Annotated in this window: 20 protein-coding genes; 8 read left to right on the top strand and 12 right to left on the bottom strand. The window is 52.6% G+C overall.

All coding sequences use genetic code 11. The features are described 5' to 3' along the window. Window positions 1–75 precede the first annotated feature (75 nt). Window positions 76–1,185, top strand: coding sequence for a YcbX family protein (locus HV127_RS17950; RefSeq protein ID WP_182237667.1), 1,110 nt, complete (start codon window positions 76–78; stop codon window positions 1,183–1,185). Here HV127_RS17950 and zapC read toward each other — a convergent pair. Both zapC and pyrD read right to left on the bottom strand, forming a co-directional pair. Further along, complete coding sequence (gene zapC, locus HV127_RS17945) at window positions 1,182–1,724, bottom strand: cell division protein ZapC (RefSeq protein WP_112214609.1); 543 nt, start codon at window positions 1,722–1,724, stop codon at window positions 1,182–1,184. The two genes, HV127_RS17950 and zapC, sit on opposite strands and share 4 nt — an antisense overlap. 167 nt (window positions 1,725–1,891) lie before the next feature. Then, window positions 1,892–2,902: a quinone-dependent dihydroorotate dehydrogenase gene (gene pyrD / locus HV127_RS17940; protein ID WP_182237665.1), complete on the bottom strand. Its 1,011-nt coding sequence runs from the start codon at window positions 2,900–2,902 to the stop codon at window positions 1,892–1,894. A 248-nt stretch (window positions 2,903–3,150) separates the two neighbouring features. Between pyrD and ssuE the strand changes: the two genes are divergently transcribed. The 3 genes from ssuE to ssuB are packed head-to-tail and all read left to right on the top strand — an operon-like array spanning window position 3,151 to window position 5,330. Continuing rightward, on the top strand, window positions 3,151–3,726 hold the full coding sequence (ssuE, locus tag HV127_RS17935; RefSeq protein ID WP_112214611.1) for an NADPH-dependent FMN reductase: 576 nt from the start codon (window positions 3,151–3,153) through the stop codon (window positions 3,724–3,726). 42 nt (window positions 3,727–3,768) lie between these two features. Further along, window positions 3,769–4,560, top strand: coding sequence for an aliphatic sulfonate ABC transporter permease SsuC (gene ssuC / locus HV127_RS17930; RefSeq protein WP_182237662.1), 792 nt, complete (start codon window positions 3,769–3,771; stop codon window positions 4,558–4,560). Beyond that, window positions 4,557–5,330, top strand: coding sequence for an aliphatic sulfonates ABC transporter ATP-binding protein (ssuB, locus tag HV127_RS17925; protein ID WP_112214613.1), 774 nt, complete (start codon window positions 4,557–4,559; stop codon window positions 5,328–5,330). The genes ssuC and ssuB overlap by 4 nt, the downstream gene beginning before the upstream one ends. 65 nt (window positions 5,331–5,395) lie before the next feature. Here ssuB and pepN read toward each other — a convergent pair whose 3' ends face one another. Further along, complete coding sequence (gene pepN, locus HV127_RS17920) at window positions 5,396–8,011, bottom strand: aminopeptidase N (RefSeq protein ID WP_182237659.1); 2,616 nt, start codon at window positions 8,009–8,011, stop codon at window positions 5,396–5,398. A gap of 328 nt (window positions 8,012–8,339) precedes the next feature. On the opposite strand from pepN, the gene pncB reads away from it, so the two are divergent. After that, window positions 8,340–9,542 carry a nicotinate phosphoribosyltransferase gene (gene pncB, locus HV127_RS17915; protein ID WP_182237657.1) on the top strand — a complete coding sequence of 401 codons (1,203 nt, stop codon included), beginning with the start codon at window positions 8,340–8,342 and terminating at the stop codon, window positions 9,540–9,542. Window positions 9,543–9,776: 234 nt separating this feature from the next. Here the strand turns inward: pncB and HV127_RS17910 are convergent, their stop codons facing one another. The 4 genes from HV127_RS17910 to dpaL all read right to left on the bottom strand — a co-directional run bounded on the left by HV127_RS17910 (window position 9,777) and on the right by dpaL (window position 14,834). Further along, window positions 9,777–10,940, bottom strand: coding sequence for a M20 aminoacylase family protein (locus HV127_RS17910; protein WP_182237655.1), 1,164 nt, complete (start codon window positions 10,938–10,940; stop codon window positions 9,777–9,779). 12 nt (window positions 10,941–10,952) lie between these two features. After that, window positions 10,953–12,191: a Zn-dependent hydrolase gene (locus HV127_RS17905; protein ID WP_182237653.1), complete on the bottom strand. Its 1,239-nt coding sequence runs from the start codon at window positions 12,189–12,191 to the stop codon at window positions 10,953–10,955. 26 nt (window positions 12,192–12,217) lie between these two features. After that, window positions 12,218–13,507 (bottom strand): aromatic amino acid transport family protein, encoded by a 1,290-nt coding sequence (locus HV127_RS17900; RefSeq protein ID WP_182237651.1) that lies wholly within the window; start codon window positions 13,505–13,507, stop codon window positions 12,218–12,220. Window positions 13,508–13,622: 115 nt separating this feature from the next. After that, a complete protein-coding gene (dpaL, locus tag HV127_RS17895) occupies window positions 13,623–14,834 on the bottom strand; it encodes a diaminopropionate ammonia-lyase (protein ID WP_228727532.1) in 1,212 nt (403 codons plus the stop codon). A 339-nt stretch (window positions 14,835–15,173) separates the two neighbouring features. On the opposite strand from dpaL, the gene HV127_RS17890 reads away from it, so the two are divergent. The 3 genes from HV127_RS17890 (at window position 15,174) to HV127_RS17880 (ending at window position 18,222) form a co-directional block, all read left to right on the top strand. Then, entirely contained in the window at window positions 15,174–15,635 is a 462-nt protein-coding gene (locus HV127_RS17890) for an Lrp/AsnC family transcriptional regulator (RefSeq protein WP_112214730.1), read from the top strand. A gap of 173 nt (window positions 15,636–15,808) precedes the next feature. Further along, a complete protein-coding gene (asnS, locus tag HV127_RS17885; RefSeq protein WP_182237649.1) occupies window positions 15,809–17,209 on the top strand; it encodes an asparagine--tRNA ligase in 1,401 nt (466 codons plus the stop codon). Window positions 17,210–17,367: 158 nt separating this feature from the next. Continuing rightward, a complete protein-coding gene (locus HV127_RS17880; RefSeq protein ID WP_112214618.1) occupies window positions 17,368–18,222 on the top strand; it encodes an AraC family transcriptional regulator in 855 nt (284 codons plus the stop codon). 16 nt (window positions 18,223–18,238) lie between these two features. Here the strand turns inward: HV127_RS17880 and ptsP are convergent, their stop codons facing one another. Genes ptsP through HV127_RS17855 form a run of 5 tightly spaced genes read right to left on the bottom strand, consistent with a single transcriptional unit; the run spans window position 18,239 to window position 24,493 of the window. After that, window positions 18,239–20,734 carry a phosphoenolpyruvate--protein phosphotransferase gene (gene ptsP, locus HV127_RS17875; RefSeq protein ID WP_182237647.1) on the bottom strand — a complete coding sequence of 832 codons (2,496 nt, stop codon included), beginning with the start codon at window positions 20,732–20,734 and terminating at the stop codon, window positions 18,239–18,241. 26 nt (window positions 20,735–20,760) lie between these two features. Beyond that, window positions 20,761–21,798, bottom strand: a complete 1,038-nt coding sequence (gene ypdE, locus HV127_RS17870; protein WP_182237645.1) for an aminopeptidase — start codon at window positions 21,796–21,798, stop codon at window positions 20,761–20,763. Continuing rightward, a complete protein-coding gene (ypdF, locus tag HV127_RS17865; RefSeq protein ID WP_182237643.1) occupies window positions 21,798–22,880 on the bottom strand; it encodes an aminopeptidase in 1,083 nt (360 codons plus the stop codon). The genes ypdE and ypdF overlap by 1 nt, the downstream gene beginning before the upstream one ends. 18 nt (window positions 22,881–22,898) lie before the next feature. Next, a complete protein-coding gene (locus HV127_RS17860) occupies window positions 22,899–24,146 on the bottom strand; it encodes a PTS fructose transporter subunit IIC (protein ID WP_182237640.1) in 1,248 nt (415 codons plus the stop codon). A gap of 20 nt (window positions 24,147–24,166) precedes the next feature. Continuing rightward, entirely contained in the window at window positions 24,167–24,493 is a 327-nt protein-coding gene (locus HV127_RS17855) for a PTS fructose transporter subunit IIB (protein WP_112214623.1), read from the bottom strand. Between the last annotated feature and the right edge of the window lie 426 nt (window positions 24,494–24,919).

Here is a 24,919-nt window from a genome sequence, read left to right as displayed (position 1 = left end):
ATTGGTGCGCATTATAGCCAATATGTGCCCTATGTCATAAAGTTAAAGGCTTATTTTTGAACCCAGGGGCAGCGTATGGTAACGCTTTCGCGACTTTTTATTCATCCCGTTAAATCGATGCGGGGAATTGGCGTGAGTCACGCCTACGCAGGCATCAGTGGTCTGGCCTTCGATCGTATATTTATGGTGACGGAAACCGATGGCACCTTCATTACCGCTCGTCAGTTTCCACAAATGGTTAAGTTTATCCCCGCTCCGCTCCACGATGGCCTCCATCTGACGGCCCCGGACGGCAGCAGCGCGATGGTGCTCTTCAGCGATTTCGCCCCGCAGCAAGAACCAACTGAAGTCTGGGGCAACCATTTTACTGCCCTGGTTGCGCCGGCGTCAGTTAACCAGTGGTTAAGCGGCTTCTTTAATCGTAGCGTTCAGCTTCGCTGGCTGGGGCCACAACTCAGCCGTCGGGTGAAACGCCATGATGCCGTTCCCCTCTCCTTCGCCGATGGTTTTCCCTACCTTTTAGCGAATGAAGCCTCCCTGCGCGATTTACAAAATCGCTGCCCAGCCAGCGTAAGCATAGAACAATTTCGCCCGAATATGCTGGTCACTGGCGCGACGGCCTGGGAGGAAGATACCTGGAAAGTCGTACGTATCGGCGAGGTTGTTTTTGATGTGGCAAAACCGTGCAGCCGCTGCGTGTTTACGACCGTCAGCCCGGAACGCGGACAAAAGCACCCTTCTGGTGAACCCTTAACCACACTGCAAGGTTTTCGCACTGCGCTGGATAACGGTGATGTCGATTTCGGTCAGAATATAATCGCCCGTAATAGCGGCGTGATCCGCGTAGGTGATGAATTGGAAGTACTGGCCCGAGGACCGGCAAAAGCCTACGGCGCCGGCGATAGCGACGATACGCGGATGCCCGATGCTCAACAGGACGCAACGGTAGAGATTGAGTGGCAAGGGTTAAGTTTTACCGGCAACAATCAGCAAATTTTGCTGGAGCAGTTGGAGCAACAGGGGATCCGCGTTCCTTATTCCTGCCGGGCGGGCATTTGCGGCAGCTGCCGCATCCGACTGGAAGAAGGAGAAGTTAGTGCGCTGAAGAAAAATGCGATTGGTACAGATGGCACCATTCTGTGCTGCAGTTGCGTGCCAAAAACCGCACTACGGCTAGCGCCTTAAACTGCCTGGCCCAGGCTGTAGCTGGCTGCACCCGGCGCTGGCTGCAACCGGTCATTCATGATTTTAATCACGTCGCCAAGCTGCATAACCCGCCCGGCAAGCGTCAGGCCGGGCTGCGCTAAAAGACATAATGCCGCGTTTTCACCAGCTTCAACCACCAACAGATTCACCTGCTGCCCGGTATCGCTAAGCCAGGCGCTGGCAGCATCGCCGCCGCCGGGCTGCCAGCACTCTTCATGGGTAGTGAAATGCCAGCTTTTCGGCATCTGCGGCTTGAGAAAGCGAATAGCGACCAGCGCATTCAATACTAATTCAGCGCGCTGCTCTTTTGATAATTCAAGGTCGCGGCATTTTTCTTCAAATGAAAAATAAAGCGCGGCATCATCGACGCAAAATCCGGACGGAGCAAAGGCGTCGGGGGTCAGCATTCGGCGTGCGAAACGTGAACGAAATAACATGCCATTAGCCAAATCGAGCATCATACGATCGTGCTCTTCATCGTAATACCAACGCCAATTATCGTCAGGTTTAATCCGCATTTCTTCCCCCGTCCTCTATCACTTCCATCTGTAATTAACAGGTAAACTGCTACAGAATATTTCCAAAATTAAGAAAAGACTAAAATGTCTAAATAAGCAACAATGAAGGAATATAAAACAACCAGGGCTATAAATAAAGCCCTGGTAGGATATAAGAAGGGAAAAGATTAGATATGGGTAACAATTTCTTTAATCAGTGGCGGACCTTTAAAAATAAATCCGGAATAAATCTGCACCAATGTAGCGCCCGCAGCAATCTTTTCACGCGCTGCAATCACCGAGTCAATACCACCAACTCCGATAATGGGCAGGCGGCCCTGTAATTCCGCTGAAAGCATACGGATAATTTCTGTACTCTTCAGCTGTAAAGGACGACCGCTAAGCCCGCCAGTTTCGTCGCAATTTTTCATGCCCTGAACCAGCGACCGATCCAACGTGGTATTAGTCGCAATCACCCCATCAATATTATGCCGAACCAGACTATCGGCAACCTGGATCAATTCCTCAACAGAAAGATCCGGCGCGATCTTCACCGCCACGGGGACATATTTCTGGTGCTTCTCTTGCAGTTCGCGTTGCTTATTTTTAATACCGGAAAGTAAATCATCCAGCGCATCACCGTATTGCAAAGTACGCAGGCCAGGGGTATTCGGCGAAGAGATATTAATGGCGATATATCCGGCGTAGGCATAGATTTTATCCATACAAATCAGATAATCATCTTTGCCTTGTTCAACTGGGGTATCTTTATTTTTACCAATGTTAATCCCCAGGATCCCGTCAAAATGGGCCTTTTTCACGTTCTCAACCAGGTTATCAACGCCGTGGTTATTAAAGCCCATTCGGTTGATCAAACCTTCGGCATCGACCAGACGGAAGATCCTCGGCTTATCGTTGCCCGGCTGCGGACGCGGCGTCACGGTACCAATTTCAATTGAGCCAAAACCCATTGCGCCGAGCGCATCAATGCACTCGCCATTTTTATCCAGCCCGGCGGCCAGACCCAGCGGATTCTTAAATGTGAGCCCCATGCAGGTTACCGGCTTTGTCGGTACCTTCTGGCGAACCAACATTTCCAGCGGTGTGCCTGAAACACGGCGTAGTTGTTGAAAGGTTACTTCATGAGCGCGCTCAGGATCGAGCTGAAAAAGGGCTTTACGAACGAAGGGGTAGTACATGAACTCTCCTGGATTCCCGGTGTGCAAACCGGGGGCGTATTATGTGCGATCCACCCCGGAAAGGGAATTGACCTGCGACAAAAAATCGCATCTCAGACGCAAACGTTTACTTTTATCTCCCTCTTTATGCACTTTCTGACAATTCAACGCTGGATAAATCATTTAGGGAAATAAAAGCGCTCTGTCACACTGCAGCTAAATGTTATCAATTATAGATAAATGAAAATATTTAGTTATAAGGAGAGAGTATGCGAGTCATAACACTTGCGGGTAGCCCGCGTTACCCTTCCCGCTCCAGCGCGCTTCTGGAATACGCCAGAGAGACACTCTCCGCTGCGGATATCGAAGTCTGCCACTGGCATCTGCAAAATTTTGCCCCGGAAGACCTGCTCTACGCACGCTTTGATAACCCCGCTCTGCATGCGCTGAATGAACAGCTTGCTGGTGCGGACGGGCTGATTATCGCCACCCCGGTTTATAAAGCCTCTTTTTCCGGCGCGTTGAAGACGCTACTCGACCTGCTGCCAGAGCGTGCGCTGGAAGGCAAAATCGTTCTGCCGCTGGCTACTGGCGGGACTATCGCGCATATGCTGGCGGTCGATTACGCCTTAAAACCGGTACTCAATGCGTTGAAAGCCCAGGAGATCCTTCATGGCGTCTTTGCTGATGATAGTCAGGTGACAGATTATCAACATAAACCGCAATTTACCCCAAACCTGCAAGGTCGACTCGACCTGGCGTTGGAAACCTTCTGGCAGGCACTTCATCGCCCCAGTAGCCGGGCTCCGGCGCTGAAAAGCTTGCAACGGGTAGAGCATGTTTAAAGGCTAACGTTGACGCTCACACGGAAATAAAAGGAACACATCATGGCGACCCTTTCGCAAAAATTCCTGATACGCGTGGCCCCCTGGCTTCTGCCGGTGGGCAGCGTGATTATCTGGCAATTCGCCTCTTCGATGGGCTGGCTATCCACCCGCATTTTGCCGTCGCCGGAAGGGGTACTGAAGGCTTTCTGGACGCTCTCCGCCAGCGGTGAACTTTGGCAACATCTGGCGATAAGCTCATGGCGAGCATTGATTGGTTTCAGCATCGGTGGATCCATTGGCCTGGTTCTGGGATTAATCAGCGGCCTGTCGCGCTGGGGTGAACGCCTGCTGGATACCTCCATTCAGATGCTGCGTAATGTGCCGCATCTTGCGCTGATCCCGCTGGTTATCTTGTGGTTCGGTATCGATGAGAGCGCCAAAATCTTCCTCGTGGCGCTGGGGACGATGTTCCCAATTTATATCAATACCTGGCACGGGATCCGCAACATCGACAGAGGACTGGTCGAGATGGCCCGTAGCTACGGTTTATCCGGCGTTGCTCTGTTCCGTCATGTGATCCTCCCCGGCGCACTCCCCTCTATTATGGTCGGCATTCGCTTTGCGCTTGGCCTGATGTGGTTAACGCTGATTGTTGCCGAAACTATCTCTGCTAACGCCGGTATCGGCTACCTGGCGATGAACGCCCGAGAGTTTCTGCAAACCGATGTCGTGGTGGTTGCCATTATTCTTTATGCCATTCTCGGCAAACTGGCCGACTTCAGCGCCCAGCTTCTGGAACGCGTCTGGCTGCGCTGGAATCCGGCTTATCACCTTCAGGAGGCTAACGCATGACGACTGCGCGTCTTAATCCGGGGATCCCGCTGCTGCTTAACGGCGTGAGCAAGCGTTATGGTAGCAACACGATCCTGAATGAACTCGATCTTCATATTCCCACCGGGCAATTCGTCGCGGTGGTTGGGCGCAGCGGTGGTGGTAAGAGTACCCTGCTGCGGTTGCTGGCCGGGCTGGAAAAGCCCAATGGCGGTCAGCTGCTGGCAGGCTCAACGCCACTGGCGCAGATTCAGGACGATACCCGCATGATGTTCCAGGATTCGCGCCTGCTGCCGTGGAAAACGGTTATCGACAATGTTGGCCTCGGGCTGAAAGGCCAGTGGCGTGAGGCTGCGCTTAAGGCGCTGGCGAGCGTCGGTCTGGAGGATCGCGCCAGTGAATGGCCTGCGGCGCTTTCCGGCGGGCAGAAACAGCGTGTGGCGCTGGCCCGTGCGTTAATTCATCGCCCTGGATTATTACTGCTTGATGAGCCGCTGGGTGCGCTGGACGCGTTAACTCGCCTGGAAATGCAGGATCTGATCGTTTCGCTGTGGCAGGAGCATGGATTTACCGTCCTGCTGGTGACCCATGACGTCAGCGAGGCGGTGGCCATGGCCGATCGCGTTTTGCTAATTGAAGAAGGGAAAATTGGCCTGGATCTGCTGGTAGATATTCCTCGGCCCAGACGCACAGGCTCAGCGAAGCTGGCCGAACTGGAAGCGGAAGTATTGAATCGGGTGATGCAGCGCGGCAAGAGTGAATCCTCGCCGCGCTTAGTGAGTCACGGTTAACGACTGCGACGTTTCCCCGCTCGCACTGTGCTTCGCGGGGCTACAGGTTTGGACTCGCGCTGGCGTTACGCCAGCGCTTTGCTGATTTTCTCGAACAGATCCCCGGAAAGATTCTCCAGGCCTTTCAACTGCTCCAGCGCCGCGCGCATCAGCGCCTGACGCTTCTCATCATAGCGTTTCAGGCGAATCAACGGCTCAATCAGACGTGAGGCAACCTGCGGATTGCGGCTGTTCAGTTCAGTCAGCATCTCAACCAGGAACTGATAGCCGCTACCGTCTTCAGCGTGGAATGCCGCCGGGTTGCTGCCGGCAAAAGCACCAATCAGCGAACGGATGCGGTTCGGGTTGCTCAGACTAAATGAACGATGATTCAGCAAGCTACGTACCGTCTCCAGCACGTTATCCGCCGGGCTGGTGGACTGCAGGATAAACCATTTGTCCATCACCAGGCCGTCCTGGTGCCATTTGTCGTCATACTCCTGCATCAGGGCATCGCGGCACGGCAGCTGAGCCGCGACTGCCGCCGACAGCGCTGCCAGCGCATCGGTCATGTTGTCGGCATGATGATACTGCGCGGTAACCAGCTTATCCGCCAGCTCCGCATCGCCAAACGCCAGATAACGCAGACAGGTATTACGCAGAGCGCGCTTGCCGATATCGGCATGTTCAACGCGATAGCTGTCGAGCTTATTGGCGTTGTAAATCACCAGGAACTCGTCTGCCAGCTCTTTCGCCAACGTACGGGTGAGCGCCTCGCGCACCGCCGAGATAGCGATCGGGTCAATAGTCGCGAACAGCTCGGCGATTTCGTTGGCTGAAGGCAGGGTCAAAATCTCTGCCGCCAGCGCCGGATCGATCTTCTCATCCAGCAGAATTGCCCGGAATGCATCGGCAACGTGGACAGGCAACGACAGCGGTTGTCCCTGCTGATGGCGGTTAACGTTGAGCTTGATATAAGTCGCCAACAGGCTCTGTGCCGCATCCCAACGGGAGAAATCGTTACGCGCGTGGCGCATCAGGAAAGTGAGCTGCTGATCGCTCCACTTGTACTCCAGTTTCACTGGCGCAGAGAATTCACAAAGCAGCGCGGGTACCGGCTGGAAGTAAACGTTATCGAAAACAAAGGTCTGCTCCGCCTGGGTCACATTCAGCACGTGATGTACCGGATGACCGCCTTTCTGCAACGGAATCACTTTTCCTTCGTTATCATAAAGTTCAATGTCGAACGGAATGTGCAGCGGCAGCTTCTCTGCCTGTTCAGACGTCGGCGGCGTGCGCTGGCTGATGGTCAGCGTGTACTGTTCCGTTTCCGGGTTGTAATCGTCATGAACGGCGACAATCGGCGTACCGGACTGGCTATACCAGCGGCGGAAGTGGGACAGGTCAACATTGGAAGCATCCTCCATCGCCTGAACAAAATCGTCGCAGGTGGCGGCGCTGCCGTCGTGGCGTTCAAAGTACAGCTGCATCCCTTTCTGGAAATTCTCTTCACCCAGCAGAGTGTGCAGCATACGAATCACTTCCGCACCCTTCTCATACACCGTCAGGGTGTAGAAGTTGTTCATTTCGATAACCATATCCGGGCGGATCGGATGCGCCATCGGGCTGGCGTCTTCAGCGAACTGCATACCGCGCATGGTGCGCACATTATTGATGCGGTTAACCGCTCGCGAGCCAAGGTCAGAGCTGAACTCCTGATCGCGGAAAACGGTCAGGCCTTCTTTCAGGCTGAGCTGGAACCAGTCGCGGCAGGTCACGCGGTTGCCGGTCCAGTTATGGAAATATTCATGGCCAATAACGCGTTCGATATCCAGATAGTCTTTATCGGTCGCGGTATCGGTACGCGCCAGCACGTATTTGGAGTTAAAGACGTTAAGCCCTTTGTTCTCCATCGCCCCCATGTTAAAGAAGTCGACGGCGACAATCATATAGATGTCGAGGTCATACTCGAGACCAAAGCGCGTTTCGTCCCACTTCATGGAGTTTTGCAGCGAGGTCATCGCCCACGGGGCGCGGTCAAGGTTGCCGCGGTCAACGTACAGTTCCAGCGCCACTTCGCGCCCGGAGCGGGTTTTGAAGGTATCGCGCAGGACATCGAAATCACCAGCCACCAGCGCAAACAGGTAGCACGGTTTCGGGAACGGATCCTGCCACTGAATCCAGTGGCGACCGTTTTCCAGCTCGCCCTGAGCCACGCGGTTACCGTTAGAGAGCAGGAACGGATATTTTGTTTTATCGGCGATGATTTTGGTGGTGAAGCGCGCCAGAACGTCCGGGCGGTCCAGATACCAGGTAATATGGCGGAAACCTTCCGCTTCGCACTGGGTACACAGCGCTTCACCCGACTGATACAGCCCTTCCAGCGCGGTATTGGCCGCCGGGCTAATTTCGTTGACGATGGTCAGGGTGAAATGTTCCGGCAACCCGCAAATTACCAGCTGGTTATTTTCTTCCTTGTAGTCGCTCCACGGTTGGCCATCAACCAGCAGAGAGACCAACGTCAGGTCTTCGCCATCCAGACGCAATGGCACATCAGACGTAGCCGCGTGGCGGGAGACCTTGCTCTCAGCCGTAACAACGGTTTTCGCGGCATCCAGGTCAAAGGTCAAATCAATATCGCTAATCAGATAATCCGGCGCACGGTAGTCGTGGCGGTATTTGGCTTGGGGCTGTTGTGTCATAAAAAAACCTTTAGCGTGTCCTGTAAAGTGTCGACTCAGTCTATTCCTGTTGCGCAAATCTCGCTATGCAGAATCTTCATCTTTTCAATGCCAAACATGAAAATTGCTACATTTTGATAACATGAGAGGCACGAAATGCACTCGACCAGGCGCAAAGCTTGTGGTGTGATGCGTGTTCAATATATTAAACTAGGCCTCGCAAATGACCGTCAGCGTCGTCATCAGCCGTCGCCGCGGGACAGAGTCGGGTATTACAGGTATACTTCGGCTCCTTTTACCGCTTTGGTTTTGATGGAAACGCTCCAGTGAGAGGATGCTACTGCGCACCATGACCCAATTCACTTCTCCTGTACTGCACTCGCTGCTTGATACGGATGCCTACAAGCTGCACATGCAGCAGGCTGTCTTCCACCGCTACAATGATGTACAGGTCGCGGCAGAGTTCCGCTGCCGTGGGGACGATTTGCTCGGCATCTATGCCGATGCGATTCGCGAACAGGTTGAGACGATGCGCGGCCTGAAGTTACAGGACGATGAATATCACTGGTTGTCGAGCCTGCCCTTCTTTTCGCAAGACTACCTCGACTGGCTGCGCGACTTCCGCTATGACCCGCGCCAGGTTTCCGTCACTAATGATAACGGTAAGCTCAATATTCGCCTCTCAGGCCCATGGCGTGAAGTTATCATGTGGGAAGTTCCGCTGCTGGCGGTGATAAGCGAGCTGGTCCATCATTATCGTTCACCTGAAATTAGCGTTGATTTAGCGCTGGAAACCCTCGAGCAAAAGCTTATCGATTTCAACCATTTCACCGCGGATATTGATATGTCCGGCTTCCGCCTGATGGATTTCGGTACCCGCCGCCGATTTTCGCGCGAAGTGCAGCAGGCCATTGTTAAGCGCTTGCAGCAGGAGACATGGTTTGTCGGCACCAGCAACTACGATCTGGCGCGTCGTCTGGACCTGACGCCGATGGGAACCCAGGCGCATGAATGGTTCCAGGCGCATCAGCAAATCAGCCCAAATCTTGCCAGTAGCCAACGCGCCGCTCTCGCCGCCTGGCTGGAAGAGTATCCTGACCAGTTGGGTATCGCCCTGACCGACTGCATTACAATGGATGCTTTCCTGCGTGATTTCGGCCCGGAATTTGCGACCCGCTATCAGGGACTACGCCATGATTCCGGAGATCCGGTTGAATGGGGCGAGAAAGCAATTGCCCACTACCAAAAACTGGGCATTGACCCGCTAAGTAAAGTGTTGGTGTTTTCCGATAATCTCGACCAGACGAAAGCGGTCGACTTATATCGCCACTTCTCATCGCGGGTGAATCTGAGCTTTGGTATCGGTACCCGTCTGACCTGCGATATTCCGCAGGTTAAGCCGCTGAATATCGTTATCAAGTTAGTGGAGTGCAACGGTAAGCCGGTGGCGAAACTTTCCGACAGTCCGGGGAAAACCATTTGTCACGATAAAGCGTTCGTGCGCGCGCTGCGCAAGGCGTTTGACCTGCCGCCGATTAAAAAAGCCAGTTAAGTTCAAAAAGGAAAATACATCCGCAACTGCGGACGTATCAGATTACTGACAAAGTGAGCTTTTCTGGAATTGCCAGGCGGCGCTTCGCTTGCACGGGCCGACGGAAAACTCATAACCTGATGACATTATGGTTTTTGTAGGCCGGGTAAGGCGTTAGCCGCCACCCGGCAGAAATGCGAACACCATAGCTAAAGCAGGTTTGTCATCAGTCTCGTATTTGTTATTAATTGCGGTTTATTGCGGCAAACGGGTTCGGATAACTTCGGCAAAATATTCCGCACCGGTTAGTAAAATCTCATCATTAAAATCGTAACAGGCGTTATGCAACGGAATATTTCCTTTAGCATCTGACTCATCGCCATTGCCTAAAAAGACAAAGCACCCGGGTATCGCCTGCAAAAAAGCGCCAAAATCTTCAGAAATCATCATTTGCTGTACATTACCATCGACATTTTTTTCCCCTACTACCCCTCTGGCTGCATTAACCGCCACGTCCACGCAGGACTGCCAGTTAACCGTCGGCGCAAATTCATGGGTATAAGAAAACTCACATTGCGCACCGTGCATAGCACAAATTGCCTCGCTAATAGTACGCATCCGCTCCTCCAGTAGTTTCTGCACCTGTGGAGAATAGCTACGGGTATCGCCTTTAATTTCAACATGAGTTGGTATTGCGTTACGAATGCCGTCGGTATGCAGTTCGGTACAAGAAACTACTGCCGGAACGTTGGGATCCATATTCCGGGAGACAATGGTTTGTAGCGCAAGAATAATTTCTGCAGCGATAACCAGCGGGTCTTTGCTCATATGCGGACGCGCGGCATGCGAACCCTGCCCTTTAATGCGAATAACAAAATTGTCTTCACTGGCCATGATTCCACCGACGCGTGTCGCAATGGTCCCGGCTTTCATCCCCGGCATATTGTGCAGACCGTAAATTTCCTGAATACCAAATTTTTCCAGAAGCCCATCATCTATCATCGCTCTGGCACCGTAGCCCGGTTCTTCCGCAGGCTGGAAGACAAAACACACTGTGCCGTTAAAGTTTTTCCGTTGCAGCAATAGCTGCGCCGCCCCCAGCGCGATACAGGTATGACCATCGTGACCGCAGCCATGCATTCTTTCAGATCTGAGTGAACGGTAGGATACATCGCCCTGCTCGGTAAGCTGAATGGAATCAATATCGGCCCTGATAGCGATAACACCGTCGCCATCGCCGCATTTTAAAATGCCGACCAACCCGGTTTGACCGATATCTCTGTGTACTTCAATACCCATTTGTTCAAGCTTTTCAGCGATAAACGCCGACGTTTTGAACTCTTCAAAAGCGCTTTCCGGATGTGCATGCAAGTGATGACGCCATGCAATAAGCTGCTGTTTTAACTGTTCCTGATTCATTTTTAGCTCCTTTCAAAGGGATCTTTCGGCACGTTTGAGCACCACCTGTAACAGCACATTTGCTCCGGCGATAAGATCATGAGATTCGGTATGTTCTTTAACGTTATGACTGATGCCGCCAACGCATGGCACAAAGATCATCCCAGCCGGGCAGACAGAAGCCATAAACTGCGCGTCGTGCCCTGCTCCGCTCGGCAATCGACGGTGGCTTAGCCCCTGCATCTGCGCCTCTTTTTCAACAGCATCAACGATTTCATCAGCAAAAATGACCGGATTAAATCGCACCAAAGAGCGCGTGGTAATACTTATGCCCTCTTCTTGCGCCGTTTTTTCAACAAAACTCAGCAGTTGCCTTTCCGCACGCTTTAATTCCTCATTATCGGTATTGCGTAAGTCCACTGACATCACCACGTGATTGGGGATAACATTGATAAGGTTGGGTTTGAAGGTCATATGCCCAACGGTAGACACTTGGTCCCCCGCAAACTTCTGTGCCAGTTCTCGGGCAAACACGGCAATCTTCGCAGCAGCAAGTCCGGCATCATGGCGCATTGCCATCGGCGTAGTTCCTGCGTGGTTGGAAACACCCGTCAGCGTAAATTCATGCCATGAAATTCCCTGAACGCCGGTGACGACGCCGATATCCGTTCCTTCTTTATCCAGAATCGGCCCTTGTTCAATATGCAGCTCAATATAGCTATCAACCACCATATCGCCCGGCGCAAGGTCGCCCTTATAGCCTATCGCGATCAGGGACTCATCAAGCGTAATACCGTCCAGGTCTTTCGCTGCCAAAGCAGTTTCCAGCGGATATTCGCCGGCGAAGACCACGCTTCCCATCATGTCTGGCTGAAAGCGAACCCCTTCTTCATTGGTAAAAAAAGTGACGGCAAGCGGTCGCAGCGGGCGGATACCCGCCTCCTTCAGCGTCGTGATGACCTCAAGCCCGGCCATTACGCCATAATTGCCATCGTATAATCCTCCGGTTCCCACGGTGTCGATGTGTGAGCCCATCATTACCATCGGCAACTCCTGCTGCCCGGCGTAAATACCGGTGACGTTACCAATTGCATCAATTTTCACGCTTAATCCCAGCGCCTGCATTTTATCGACAACAAAATCTCTTCCTGCTTTATCTTCCGGCGTCGCCGCCAACCGGCATACGCCCCCACCTTCCAGCGCGCCATGCTGGCCCAACTCAAAGAGTGAATCGACAAACCGTTGGCCGTTTATTTCCAGATGCTGACTCATATAAATATCTCTCGGTTAACGTGTGGTTAGCGGGCCATTCCATAAAAAATGGCCGAGACGGTAATCAGGCCGATAACGGTGACAAAGACATTGCTGATTTTGCCTCTGTAGGGAGCGAGTACCGGCAATTTGTGAATGGCGTACATCGGCAGCAGTAGCAGGATTGCCGCACCGGTAGGGCCGCTGATGCTCTCGATAATGCCAAGGATGCTGGGATTTTTATAAGCGGCAAACCAGCAGGTCAGAATCATGAAAACGAAGATTGCAGCATTAACCGTTTTGATTCCCGGCTTCTTATCTCTGCTTGCTGCGGCTTCGATAATCATGTCACGCAGGGATTCATAAGCACCGATATAGTGGCCTAAAAATGATTTGGTAATCGCTACGAAGGCGATTATCGGCGACAGCCAGGCAATAACCGGGGTATCAAAATGGTTGGCGAGATAAGAAAGAATCGACAGGTTTTGCACTTTTGCTTCAGCCAGTTGCTGTGGCGACAGGCTTAAAACGCAGCTTAGAACAAAAAACAGTACCACACCCACCATCAGCAAAATCCCACGACGCTGGATCTGTCCGCATTTAGCATCGGCGGCGGCAACACCATAAAGTTGTTTCTGGCGAACCACCATGGGTGAAATAATCGGATAGTGGTTAAACGACATGACCAGTACCGGGAAAGTCATCCATAACGTCAGTAGAACACCTTGCCCGGTGGTTGTGGAACTTAGGTCCACACTGTCAAAAATTGCACCGTTCCAGTGCGGAATAAGAAAGAGCGCCATAAAAATCAGCGAAGCGATAAAGGGATATACCAGAGCACTCATCACTCGCATAATCAGCCGCTGTCCGAGGCGAACAATAAACATCAGCCCAAGTATTAACACCAGGGAGACCAGCGCTCGAGGCGGTTCCGACAGACCTAACTGATGGGTTATAAAACTCTGCGCGGTATTGGTTATCGCCACCGCATACATAATCAGAATGGTATAAATGGCGAAAAAATAGATAATGGTAAAAATCTTACCAGCCCGTAAGCCAAAATGCTCACCAATGACATCAGTTATAGTACTTTCGGGTGTAGTGGATGAGTAAATAAAGCGAGCCAGTCCACGGTGTGCTAAATAGGTAATGGGAAAAGCTAGTGCAAATACAATAAGCAGTGGCCAAAAGCCGCCTATCCCAGCATTAATGGGTAAGAAAAGCACCCCGGCACCGATTGCTGTGCCAAATAACCCCAATACCCAAATGGTATCCTCACCATGCCATTTTTTCGGATCTATTAATTCATTACTTATCGGAGCCGTATTATTTTTCATCGATAGTGTTCTCTTATTTATTATGCCTTATGGCATATTTTATTTATTACCAGAACGTTTTTATTAGGGCCTGTAGGGTAGGAAAATGGCCCTTTTATCAACTACGGCTGCTGCTTCAACCGTTACGACCGAACCAGACAATATCCTCATAGATATCCGGAGAGGTATCACCTTCTGTACTAATTAGCAAAACATGAGAGTCCGTATTAAGCTGCAAAGCTTCGATAATCCCCCTATAGTCTTCACGGCTCATTAATTCATAAATAAGTCCAGTACCAATAGCGCCCGACTCCCCTGATATAAAAGGAGTATCAGTTCCCGGGCGAGGAGAAGCCAGAATACGCATCCCGTTAGCCGCTAAGCTATCGTCAGCAGAGATAAAACAGGATGCGTAATCGCGAATCATCGGCCAACTGGTGATATTGGGTTCGCCACAGGCCAGCCCCGCCATCAGCGTTGCCATATCGCCGCCCACGCTATGTGGTTGTCCATCATTAACGACGGAGGAACGGTAAAGACAGTTTGCTTTATGTGGTTCAACGATAATGATTTTGGGCGCTCGGGTTTTCATTTTCTCAAGGAAGTAGCCCATGATGCTGCCAGCAAAAGAACCGACCCCAGCCTGTAAAATAAGATGCGTTGGCAGTGGTGATCCACTTTTCGTGAGTTGCTCCCAGGCCTCAATAGCCAGAGTCATATAACCCTGCATTATCCAGGTAGGGATCTGTTCATATCCCTGCCAGGCGGTATCCTGCAACAATACCCAACCTTTTTCTTGTGCCATTTTATTGGCCAGACGGACGGTATCGTCGTAGTTAAGATCGGTTATCGAACATTCGGCACCATGGTGGCGAATATTCTGCGCACGGATAAGCGATGAGCCTTTTGGCATATACACTACCGCCTGCAGTCCCAGCTGTTCTGCTGCCCATGCAACCCCACGACCATGATTGCCATCGGTAGCCGTAACAAAAACGATATTTTTTATCCTTGCCTTAATTTCAGGAGAATTTAATGAAGAAAACGATAGTGTATTAATATTCTGGCCTAATTTTTCTGCCAGATATTTTCCAACCGCATAAGAGCCACCCAAACCTTTAAATGCATTAAGACCAAAACGCTGAGATTCATCTTTCACGTGAATTGAGCTAAGCCCTAAACGTTGACTAAGATGCGGTAAACTACGTAAAGGGGTGACACAATAGTCCGGAAATTTCTGATGAAACGCCAGAACCTCATGGCCAACAGATTCATTCAACAAGCTAAGGTTGACGCCCTCGCCATATATTTTTCTTCGTGGATTTAATTGGCACTTAATAACATCCATCATAAATATACCTTCATCTCCATGTTCATAAGCCGCTGGCAACATCTTTATAGCGCAACCCTGCTCTGAGAATAAAAAAGAAAAAGGTTTCGCATAACAAAAAAGACGTCCAGTTACAGACATTACAAAATAATCTGCAATGCAATGTGGATAATAAGAAGCAAAGATAAAATCATTCATTCACCTCTTTCCCTCACTCATCAAGATGGTACACTGCGCAAGGCAATTAAATGACGCAAAATTGCCTCTTAATGCGCAATATTCACCCTTAATAAGGGTTGAGACGCAACAAAATTGCATGAGGTGATGTATCTCACAATAATTGAGGGTAACGCGGTTATGAAACTCGACGCCTGGGATAAAAAAATTCTGCAACATTTGCAGCATAGCAACCGGCTCTCGCAGCGAGAAATTGCCGATCTCGTCAGCCTTTCTCCTTCAGCGGTCAATCGACGTATTGCTGCGCTGGAAGAAGCGGGTGTGGTTAAAACTAACGTCAGCATAGTGGATGCCAGCAAAGTGGGTCGCCCTATCACCATCATGGTGCAGGTGACCATTGAAAATGAACGGCTCGACTTATTAGAGGAGGACAAACAAAGGTTTGTTAACTGCCCACAGGTTCAGCAGGTTTACTATGTCACGGGAGATTTTGATTTTCTGCTGGTAGTTAACGTCCGCGACATGGCGGAATATGAGGTTCTGACTCGTGATCTTTTTTTCGCCTCGGGAAATATTAAGTCGTTCAGAACCATCGTTTCGATGCAAAACGCCAAGCAAGAGATGACGGTGATGATTGAATGACTTCCTCGCCAATCGTAAGAGTGAGAAATTAAAGCGCTCTCGCCATTTATTTACTAAAACTCCCCCTTCTCGTGCGAAATCTGCTTGTCTGATGGAAGATGACAGGTAACATAGATATCCCCCCACTGAAGGGGGATACAGATTTTTCTATTGGACTATAAAGAGAGACTATTATGAGCGTTGTGCCTGTAGCCGACGTACTCCAGGGCCGCGTTGCCGTTGACAGCGAAGTCACCGTGCGCGGATGGGTGCGTACCCGCCGAGATTCTAAAGCTGGCTTTTCTTTCCTCGCCGTCTATGACGGTTCCTGCTTTGATCCTGTACAGGCCGTCATCAGTAATTCTCTTCCCAATTACAATCAGGAAGTGCTGCGCCTGACCACCGGTTGCTCGGTCATCGTCACCGGTAAAGTCGTGGCCTCTCAGGGCCAGGGCCAGAGCTTCGAAATTCAGGCCAGCAATGTTGAAGTCACCGGCTGGGTTGAAGACCCGGATACCTACCCGATGGCGGCAAAACGCCACAGCATCGAGTACCTGCGTGAAGTCGCTCACCTGCGCCCGCGTACTAACCTGATTGGCGCGGTTGCCCGCGTGCGTCACACGCTGGCACAGGCGCTGCACCGTTTCTTTGACGAGCAGGGATTCTTCTGGGTTTCCACCCCGCTGATTACTGCTTCCGATACCGAAGGCGCTGGCGAGATGTTCCGCGTTTCGACGCTGGACCTGGAAAACCTGCCGCGCAACGATCAGGGCAAAGTTGATTACGACAAAGATTTCTTCGGCAAAGAAGCCTTCCTGACCGTTTCCGGCCAGCTGAACGGCGAAACCTATGCCTGTGCGCTGTCAAAAATCTACACCTTCGGCCCGACTTTCCGTGCGGAAAACTCTAATACCACCCGCCACCTGGCAGAGTTCTGGATGCTGGAGCCGGAAGTCGCCTTTGCTAACCTGAACGATGTTGCAGGTCTGGCGGAAGCGATGCTGAAGTACGTTTTCCAGGCGGTGCTGACCGAGCGCGCTGACGACATGCAGTTCTTTGCCGAGCGTGTGGATAAAGACGCGGTCGATCGTCTGCAGCGTTTCGTTTCCGCTGATTTCGCACAGGTCGATTACACTGACGCGGTCACCATCCTGGAAAACTGCGGTAAGCAGTTTGAGAACCCGGTGTACTGGGGCGTGGATCTCTCCTCCGAGCACGAACGCTATCTTGCTGAAGAGCACTTTAAAGCGCCGGTGGTTGTCAAAAACTATCCGAAAGAGATCAAGGCGTTCTACATGCGTCTTAACGAAGATGGTAAAACCGTTGCCGCCATGGACGTCCTGGCTCCGGGCATCGGCGAAATCATCGGCGGCTCACAGCGTGAAGAGCGTCTGGACGTGCTTGACGCGCGTATGGCGGAAATGGGTCTTAATAAAGAAGACTACTGGTGGTATCGCGACCTGCGTCGTTACGGCACCGTGCCGCACTCAGGCTTCGGTCTGGGCTTCGAGCGCCTGATCGCTTACGTAACCGGCGTGCAGAACGTGCGTGATGTTATCCCGTTCCCACGTACCCCGCGTAACGCAACATTCTGATTTATCTTCATGACAGCCAAAGGCCAGCGCAAGCTGGCCTTTTTCGTTGATGCATCCCGTATCGATAAACGTAAAATTCTGCAATTTGAAATTTCACATGGTGGGAGTAAAGTGAAAAAGTTCAAATAATTAATGCAGTTATCATATGAGAGCGGGCAATGAAAGAACCAGGCTTACCAGCAGATCAACAATTTTTTGCCGATCTCTTCAGCGGCCTTGTACTTAACCCGCAGCGCCTTGGCCGCGTGTGGTTTGCCACCCAGCCCGTATCGCTGCCAACGGGGAGCTTGTGCATTGAGCTTCCACGCCTTGATATCGTCCTGCGCGGCGAATACGGCAATCAACTGGAGAAACAGCAGCACAGCCTCACCGAAGGCGAAATGTTGTTTATTCCCGCCCGAGCGGCCAACCTGCCCATCAGCGATAAACCCGTGATGCTGCTAAGTCTGGTGTTTGCTCCGGCCTGGCTGGGCTTGTCGTTTTACGATAACCGCACTGCGTCTCTATTGCGCCCGGTGCGCCGTATTGAGCTGCCGCACCCGCAGCGCGGCGAAGGTGAGGCCATGCTTACTGCGCTAACTCACCTCAGCCGCTCCCCTCAGCTCCAGGATATCATTCAACCGCTGGTGCTCAGCCTGTTGCATCTGTGCCGGGGCGTGGTGAATGCGCGTCCTGATACGCATCGCCCGCGTTCGGAATTTCTCTATCACAGCATGTGTAACTGGGTGCAGGATAACTATGCCCAGCCGCTAAGCCGCGAAAGCGTGGCGCAGTTTTTCAATATCACGCCAAACCATCTATCTAAGCTTTTTGCTCAGCATGGAACGATGAGTTTTGTGGAATATGTCCGTTGGGTACGAATGTCCAGAGCGCGTATTATTCTACAGAAGTATCATCTGCCGATCAGCGAAGTGGCGCAGCGGTGCGGATATCACGACAGCGACTATTTTAGCCGGCTTTTCCGGCGCCAGTTTGGCCTGACGCCGGGGGATTACTGCGCTCGGTTTCAGTAAAGCCGATGTTTGAGTATCAGAACGTCAACTCCGCTTCCAGCAGCGCCAAAATACTTTCGGCATTTTCAGCAGCGAACAGCGACTGACGGAAGTTTTTATTCACCAGTTTGCGCGCCAGCTGCGAAAAGACCTTCACATGGTTAATACCTTCGTCAGCACCGAGCGTCAACATAATGACCAGCTCCACCTCTCCCATTTCTGACTGCCAGTCGATGGGCTGAGTGAGGCGAGCAATGCTGATGCTGGAGTGGCGAATCCACTGTGATTTTGTATGCGGTATCGCCACGCCAAACCCGACCGCCGTAGTGACAATCTCCTCACGCTGCCAGACATCCTCTTCCAGCTCAAACGGATGTTCGGTACGCCCGTTAACGCCGAGGTTACCGCACAGGAACTGAATGACCTGCTCTTTGTTGGTGAGCGCTTCGCCGACGAAGATATTTTCCCGCGCCAGTAGTGGACGGACATCGTCTTGCGGCGCGAACTGATTGAGCAATTCCTCGATCTCCTGCGCACTGCGACATTCGCACGCCCGCAACGCCAGCTCCCGGCAGGCCTGGCTATCGAGCTGACGCAGCTGGCTTTTCACTGCCGGAATACGCGGACTGCTCATACTGAGCTCATCCAGCTCCAGCCCGAGAAGCAACGGCAAATAGCGGCGTTCACCGCCCAGCTCGCCGCATATACCAACCCATTTTCCATGCTGATGCGCCACGCGGATAATCTGTTGTAGCATACGCAGGAATGAGGGCGTAATCGGATTATACAGCGTTGAGACGCGCGGATTATTACGATCGACGGCGTACAAATATTGCGTCATATCGTTCGAGCCGATGCTGAAGAAATCCACCTCATCGCAGAAGTGATCGATGATGTAGCAAACCGAAGGCACTTCAACCATGATGCCCAGCGCAAGAGCCTCTACGTGGCGTAAGCCTTCTGTTTTCAGCTCTGCTATCGCTTTTTGCAGCTCGCTCTTGACCCATAAAATCTGATCGAGGCTGTGGACCATTGGGATCATCAACTGCGCGTTGCCAAACGTGGCCGCCCGCAGGACAGCGCGAAGTTGGGTACGAAACAATCCGGCGAACTCAGGGTAAATACGCACCGCGCGATAGCCAAGGAACGGGTTATCCTCCTGTGGGATCTTGAGATAGGGTATATTTTTATCACCACCAATATCCATAGTGCGAAAAATCACCGTTTTCTCACCGGCCGCCAGCAATACCTGCTGGTAGGCCTCAAACTGCTCCTGTTCGTCCGGGGCGCTGTCGCGGTCCATAAACAGCATTTCTGTACGAAACAGACCGATACCTTCAGCGCCGTTAACAAATGCGCCTGGGGCCTCCAGCGCAGTGCCAATGTTCGCCGCGATATCAATACGCTGATTATCTCGCGACAGTCCAGGCTGGGCGGCATCTCGCGCCTGGCGCTGCTGACGCTTACCCGCCAGATTTTGGGCGACCGCATAATAACCACTGACGGCGGCATCCGGATTAATAGCCAGCACGCCGCACTGGGCATCCAGCACCGCAGGCTTACCGGCATAACGCCCGATAGCCTCCAGCGGCAATCCGCTCAGCACCGGGATGGCAGAGGCGCGAGCCAGAATCAGAGTATGCGAGGTGCGCCCGGTTTTCTCCAGAATCATCCCGGACAGATGCTGTAAATCAAGGCTCAAAAACTGGCTTGGCGTCAGGTCTTCTGCCACAAGGATCGTCGGCTGATTCAAGACCAGCGCATTGCGCGGACGCCGCTCGGGCCAGGTGATATGCAGTAGCTGTTCGCTGATATCACGGATATCGCTCACCCGTTCGCGCAGGTAGTCGCTGGCAGATGCCGAGAGCTTGTCGCACACCTCCTCCATATTGGCAATAATCGCCGCGCCCAGCCCCTTTTGCTGTTCAACCATCAGGCGGCGAATGTTGCCCGCAAACTCATCATCCTGAATAAGCGACAGATGCGCGCTGAGAATGGTTTTACTCTCACCGTCACGTTCACGCAGCTGTTGATTAAGCTGTTCCGCAAGCGTCGCCAGACTATGTTCCAGCCGGGTGTTATCTTGCGCATTCGCCGGGATCGCCCGAAAGCAGTCCAGGCTATCGCTCTGCCACAAAACAAGCTCACCCGAGCCAACGCCGGTTGCCAGCACCGTACCGTACAGAACGTCCGGGTTTAGACGAGTCAGGGAACGCGGCAGCGGGTGCGCCTCCAGTTCGGCTGCCGTCGGCTGGACGCTGTCGCTGTCAATAAAGCGGTGCTGAAGATAATCCTCCAGCGATCTTCTGGCCTGCTCTTCATCGCTGCCGTTAATGCTCAAGCTACAGCTGTCATTAAACAACGTACCGGTACCAATCAGCGCCAGCGAGCTTTTCGCATCCGCCCGCGCGTTGTGGCGATGATTGATAAACGTGATGTCGCTTTGCCACTGGCCACACTGCTCTTTCAGCTCCCACGCGGGGCGCGCGTGCAGACCGTTTGGCAACGGGCAGAGAAATTGAATCGTTAACATAACCGCTCCTGATTAGCGCGAGGAAATCATCTGAAATCCTGCAAATGAGCCACCGTCTCGCGCGTAAGACGAGTAATAAGGGCCGATAAAAGTTGGTGCGTCCAGTTAATGTCCCGGCAATCGGCAATTGATACGGCACAGTGTCCATGACGAGTGGCCGGCCCTATCACCACCGTCGGGATCCCGGTTCCGCTCAGATGAACCGCCCCGCCATCCGTTCCGCCATTGCTGAACATATCCAGTTGAAGCGGCACGTTGATCTCTGCGGCGACGCTCTCTACCCAGGCGGTCAGTTTAGGCGGCGCAATTAACGATTTGTCGGCAAGCACCAGCATCGGTCCCTTGCCAATTTGTCGATGGTTTGCTGCGCCATAATCGAAGTTTTTAGCCCAGCAGGCGGTGTCCAGCACAATGGCAACATCCGGTGCGACCGCACGGGCCACCGTTTGTCCACCGCGCAACCCAACTTCTTCGCTGGAACTGGCTACCAGCCAGATTTCCGCGGGCAGCTCCGTTGCATGCCATTCGCGCAGCAGGCTGATTAACAGATAGCATCCCAGCCGGTCGTCAAAGGCTTTACCCATCACCCGCTGATGCGGCAGTTCCTGAAGTGCAGAGTCGAAGGTCACCCGATCTCCGGGATAAACCCCCGCCTGAATAACCTCATCATAAGAGCGAGCGCCGATATCGACGCGCAGTGCGCCAACCTCATTCCCGCTACGTTCACCGTCAAGCAACCCGGGGATTTTGCCACCCTTACGAGTGGTGATTCGCACCGGCTGGAGCTGACGCGCCGCCGTTCGCACGTTGCCCACCGGCAGCACGTCAATCGCCCCTTCAGCCGAGATGCTGCGCACGATAAATCCCACTTCATCCATGTGCGCGCAGATCATCACTTTTGGACCGTCCGATTGATTCAGGCGGATCAGCACCGATCCCAAACCATCGAAACGCACCTCTTTATGTAGGCTCTCCGCTTCCGCCAGTAAAATCTGGCGCACCTCCTGCTCCGAGGAGGCAATTGCATCCGCCTCGCTCAGCGCTTTCAATAGCGATAAATCCATTACGCGACTCCTGTCAGTAACACGGTTTTTGGCATGGCGTAGAGCACCTCGGCACCGTCTGGCGTCACCAGCACTACATCTTCAATGCGCACGCCGCCCTGTTCTGGAAGATAAATACCAGGCTCGACGGTCAGCAGCATGCCAGCTTCCAGCACCGTGGTATCCGCTGGTGAAAAACGCGGGTCTTCATGCACCTCAATTCCAATGGCGTGTCCGGTATTGTGGCCAAAATAGTCACCATAGCCCGCTGCGGATATAACCTGACGCGCGGCGGCGTCCACCTCGCAACAGCGCACGCCCGGACGAATCGCCGCTACCGCCGCGAGCTGGGCCTCAAGCACAATCTGATAGACAGGCCAAAGCGGGTTCTCTTGCGCCACGCCTGCTCCGGGCAGCAAAAAAGTGCGCGTCATATCAGAGCAATAGCCACGATACTGCGCCCCGAAATCCAGGGTGATAAACTCCCCTGCCTCAACGCGCTTGTCGCTGGCTTTCCCATGCGGTAGCGCACCGCGCCAGCCGCTGGCGACGATGGTATCGAATGAGGCTTTTTCCGCCCCTTGCATCCGCATAAACCACTCCAGCTCGGCGGCTATCTCCCTCTCACGCAGACCTGGCTGAATAAAGCGGCGGATATGTTCCACACTCACATCAGCAATCCGACAGGCTTCTCGAATGCAGGCGATTTCTTCCACCGTTTTAATCCGTCTTAGCGTATCGAGAGGGGCGCTCACCAGCCTGACCGATAATGCCTCCTGCCATGCGCGCGCCGTTTCCCAGCTAACCTGCTCACCTTCAAATCCCACCGATTTCAGTTTTTCGGCATCGATGAGCGGGTTCACGACGGTCGTCATCGTCTGCTCGCCGCCGAGCAAGTGAAGTTGATAACCGCTGACGCGAGCCTCGACGTCAGCGTAGTAGCGGGAATCGACCAGGATATGCGCACTTTGGCGGCTGACAAACACAAACCCAGAACTACTGGAGATCCCCAGATGCGGCTGCTTATTCTGTCGCGACGAAATCAGCACCGCATCCAGTTGCTGCGCCTCTAGCCATTCGCGCAGTGATGCAAGTAAGGTCATGATGGCAATCCATTAAAATTAGAGGCTTTCGATCAGCAACTTGCCTCTGCGGTACATCATATTGCGTAAGAAGACGACCATCAGCGCCGTAATCACCGCCCCCAACAGGATCCCCGCCATATAAACGCCGAGATTGCTGACCAGCGGCCATGCCCAGATAGCCGATTCCGGGAACCACTGCACCGCCCCCAGCCATACCGCAGTGGTCGAGCCCACAATCGCACCCACCATATACGACGGAATAGCGGTGATCGGGCTTTCCAGCGCGAACGGAATCGCCCCTTCGCTGATCCCCATAAAGGCGAGGAACATTGCCGTTTTACCTTGCGGATAGAGCTGGGCGCTAAACAAGCGTTTGCCCGTTAAGCGACGATCGATTATCGTCGCCAGCCCCAGACCAATTGGCGGAATAACGATAGCGATAGAACGCGCGGTCACCGGCAGCACGTGATCGGTGGTGAAGCTGAACGCCACAAATCCCGCCGCTTTGTTGATTGGGCCGCCGAGGTCGATAGCCGTTGCCGCCGAAATTCCCATCGCGTACATCAACGTGCCCTTCTCTCCCGCCGCCGTCAGCAGCGCGCGAATGCCGCCGTTGATCCAGCCGCCGAACGGCGTAATCACGTAATACATCGCCAGCATGACGAAAACTGCGGAGAGAATGGGCAGTAAAAAGGTAGTTTTGAACGCCAGCAGGAAACCGGGAAGCTGGATTTTTTGGTTCATCCACTTCACCAGATACCCGGCGACAACCGAAATAATCAGCGCACCAATGAAGGTTGATGGCACAGGTGCGCTCGTCACCCATTGCAGGCTTGTCGGGTCAAAATTGAGCAGTTGCGTGGGCTGGGTGGACATCAGGCCGCCGATAAACCCCGCAGGAAACGCCAGCTTGCCGCCGATGGAGTTAGCGACAAAGGCAGCAAACATCGGAATAGCAAAGCCAAACAGCACACCGCCGAAAGATTGCGATAGCCACGCAAACTTGAGTAATGAAAGGTTAAAACCGTCGAATTTACCGCTGTTAAGCGCATCCATAATGCCGATGTCAGCGGGAATTTTCAGCCAGCTATAGGCAATCAATTGGGAAAAGGCGAGGATCACCCCACCCATAATTAACGTCGGTACCATGCGCGAAATTCCCGACATCACATGCTGCGGTAATTCGCCCCAGAAGCTGTTGCGGGAGGCCTGAGGATTTTTTATAACCGCGGCCGCCCCTGATGCGCCAGGCACAACGGTTGCACTGCGTTTTTTAATGGCCATACGTGTATCCCTGTCGACAATTATTGTTGTTCTGCGGCAAGCATCTCTTCAATTTCTTTAATGATTCCGGCGGCATTTTTGATCGCATCCTGTAGCGTGATTTCATAGACGTCGCGGGTCTCAAAGCGCTCGTTGTCTTCTGGTGTTACGGCGACAGAATGGATAATTAACGTCGCTTCGGCGATATCCTGCGCCGTCAGGCGGTTTTGAATACCATCCGCCCCCTGGGTTTCAATTTTCACTTCATATCCGGCTTCAATCGCCGCTTCTTCCAGCGCCTGCGCCGCCATAAAGGTATGGGCCAGCCCCATCGGGCATGCGCAGACTGCAATCAATTTTTTACTCATTTCAAGCTCCTCGTGATAGTTAACGAGAGAAATTATGGCTGCGGGGAAGCGATCGTTGTTATCAGAGAAATAATGCTTTTACTGGACAAATAATCCCGTCATTCGGAATTGTGACGAGAGTCGGATTGGCGATTCTAAGACGAAAAATGCGCCGGCTTGCGGTCTTACCGGACTCACCAGCAGCATAAAATTATGTCCGTGAAACCCTACGTCACTACGGAGCCGCAACCTCTTTTGTCAGGAAACTTAAACATCAACCTTGTTTAGTCACATTTATGTTACGCACTATTTCGATACCCTGCGGACACAAAAACCGCACCTTATGTTCATAAATTGCCAAACCGGCTGATTATTTTGCTCATTTTTCAACCAGCAGCCGCACAACTTGCAAAGACAGGAACTGAATAAAAAAGAAGCAAAATAGTG

It is taken from the genome of Klebsiella sp. RHBSTW-00215, from assembly GCF_014103785.1.
Classification (GTDB): Bacteria; Pseudomonadota; Gammaproteobacteria; order Enterobacterales; family Enterobacteriaceae; genus Klebsiella.
The sequence above is the reverse complement of the archived record's forward strand: the minus strand, read 5'-3'. Positions and strand labels throughout refer to the sequence as shown.

What these genes read in the sequence shown, in the direction of transcription:
- HV127_RS17950 (WP_182237667.1), top strand. Translation starts at nt 76, where the DNA reads ATGGTAACGCTTTCGCGACTTTTTATTCATCCCGTTAAATCGATGCGG.
- zapC (WP_112214609.1), bottom strand. Translation starts at nt 1,724, where the DNA reads ATGCGGATTAAACCTGACGATAATTGGCGTTGGTATTACGATGAAGAG.
- pyrD (WP_182237665.1), bottom strand. Translation starts at nt 2,902, where the DNA reads ATGTACTACCCCTTCGTTCGTAAAGCCCTTTTTCAGCTCGATCCTGAG.
- ssuE (WP_112214611.1), top strand. Translation starts at nt 3,151, where the DNA reads ATGCGAGTCATAACACTTGCGGGTAGCCCGCGTTACCCTTCCCGCTCC.
- ssuC (WP_182237662.1), top strand. Translation starts at nt 3,769, where the DNA reads ATGGCGACCCTTTCGCAAAAATTCCTGATACGCGTGGCCCCCTGGCTT.
- ssuB (WP_112214613.1), top strand. Translation starts at nt 4,557, where the DNA reads ATGACGACTGCGCGTCTTAATCCGGGGATCCCGCTGCTGCTTAACGGC.
- pepN (WP_182237659.1), bottom strand. Translation starts at nt 8,011, where the DNA reads ATGACACAACAGCCCCAAGCCAAATACCGCCACGACTACCGTGCGCCG.
- pncB (WP_182237657.1), top strand. Translation starts at nt 8,340, where the DNA reads ATGACCCAATTCACTTCTCCTGTACTGCACTCGCTGCTTGATACGGAT.
- HV127_RS17910 (WP_182237655.1), bottom strand. Translation starts at nt 10,940, where the DNA reads ATGAATCAGGAACAGTTAAAACAGCAGCTTATTGCATGGCGTCATCAC.
- HV127_RS17905 (WP_182237653.1), bottom strand. Translation starts at nt 12,191, where the DNA reads ATGAGTCAGCATCTGGAAATAAACGGCCAACGGTTTGTCGATTCACTC.
- HV127_RS17900 (WP_182237651.1), bottom strand. Translation starts at nt 13,507, where the DNA reads ATGAAAAATAATACGGCTCCGATAAGTAATGAATTAATAGATCCGAAA.
- dpaL (WP_228727532.1), bottom strand. Translation starts at nt 14,834, where the DNA reads ATGGATGTTATTAAGTGCCAATTAAATCCACGAAGAAAAATATATGGC.
- HV127_RS17890 (WP_112214730.1), top strand. Translation starts at nt 15,174, where the DNA reads ATGAAACTCGACGCCTGGGATAAAAAAATTCTGCAACATTTGCAGCAT.
- asnS (WP_182237649.1), top strand. Translation starts at nt 15,809, where the DNA reads ATGAGCGTTGTGCCTGTAGCCGACGTACTCCAGGGCCGCGTTGCCGTT.
- HV127_RS17880 (WP_112214618.1), top strand. Translation starts at nt 17,368, where the DNA reads ATGAAAGAACCAGGCTTACCAGCAGATCAACAATTTTTTGCCGATCTC.
- ptsP (WP_182237647.1), bottom strand. Translation starts at nt 20,734, where the DNA reads ATGTTAACGATTCAATTTCTCTGCCCGTTGCCAAACGGTCTGCACGCG.
- ypdE (WP_182237645.1), bottom strand. Translation starts at nt 21,798, where the DNA reads ATGGATTTATCGCTATTGAAAGCGCTGAGCGAGGCGGATGCAATTGCC.
- ypdF (WP_182237643.1), bottom strand. Translation starts at nt 22,880, where the DNA reads ATGACCTTACTTGCATCACTGCGCGAATGGCTAGAGGCGCAGCAACTG.
- HV127_RS17860 (WP_182237640.1), bottom strand. Translation starts at nt 24,146, where the DNA reads ATGGCCATTAAAAAACGCAGTGCAACCGTTGTGCCTGGCGCATCAGGG.
- HV127_RS17855 (WP_112214623.1), bottom strand. Translation starts at nt 24,493, where the DNA reads ATGAGTAAAAAATTGATTGCAGTCTGCGCATGCCCGATGGGGCTGGCC.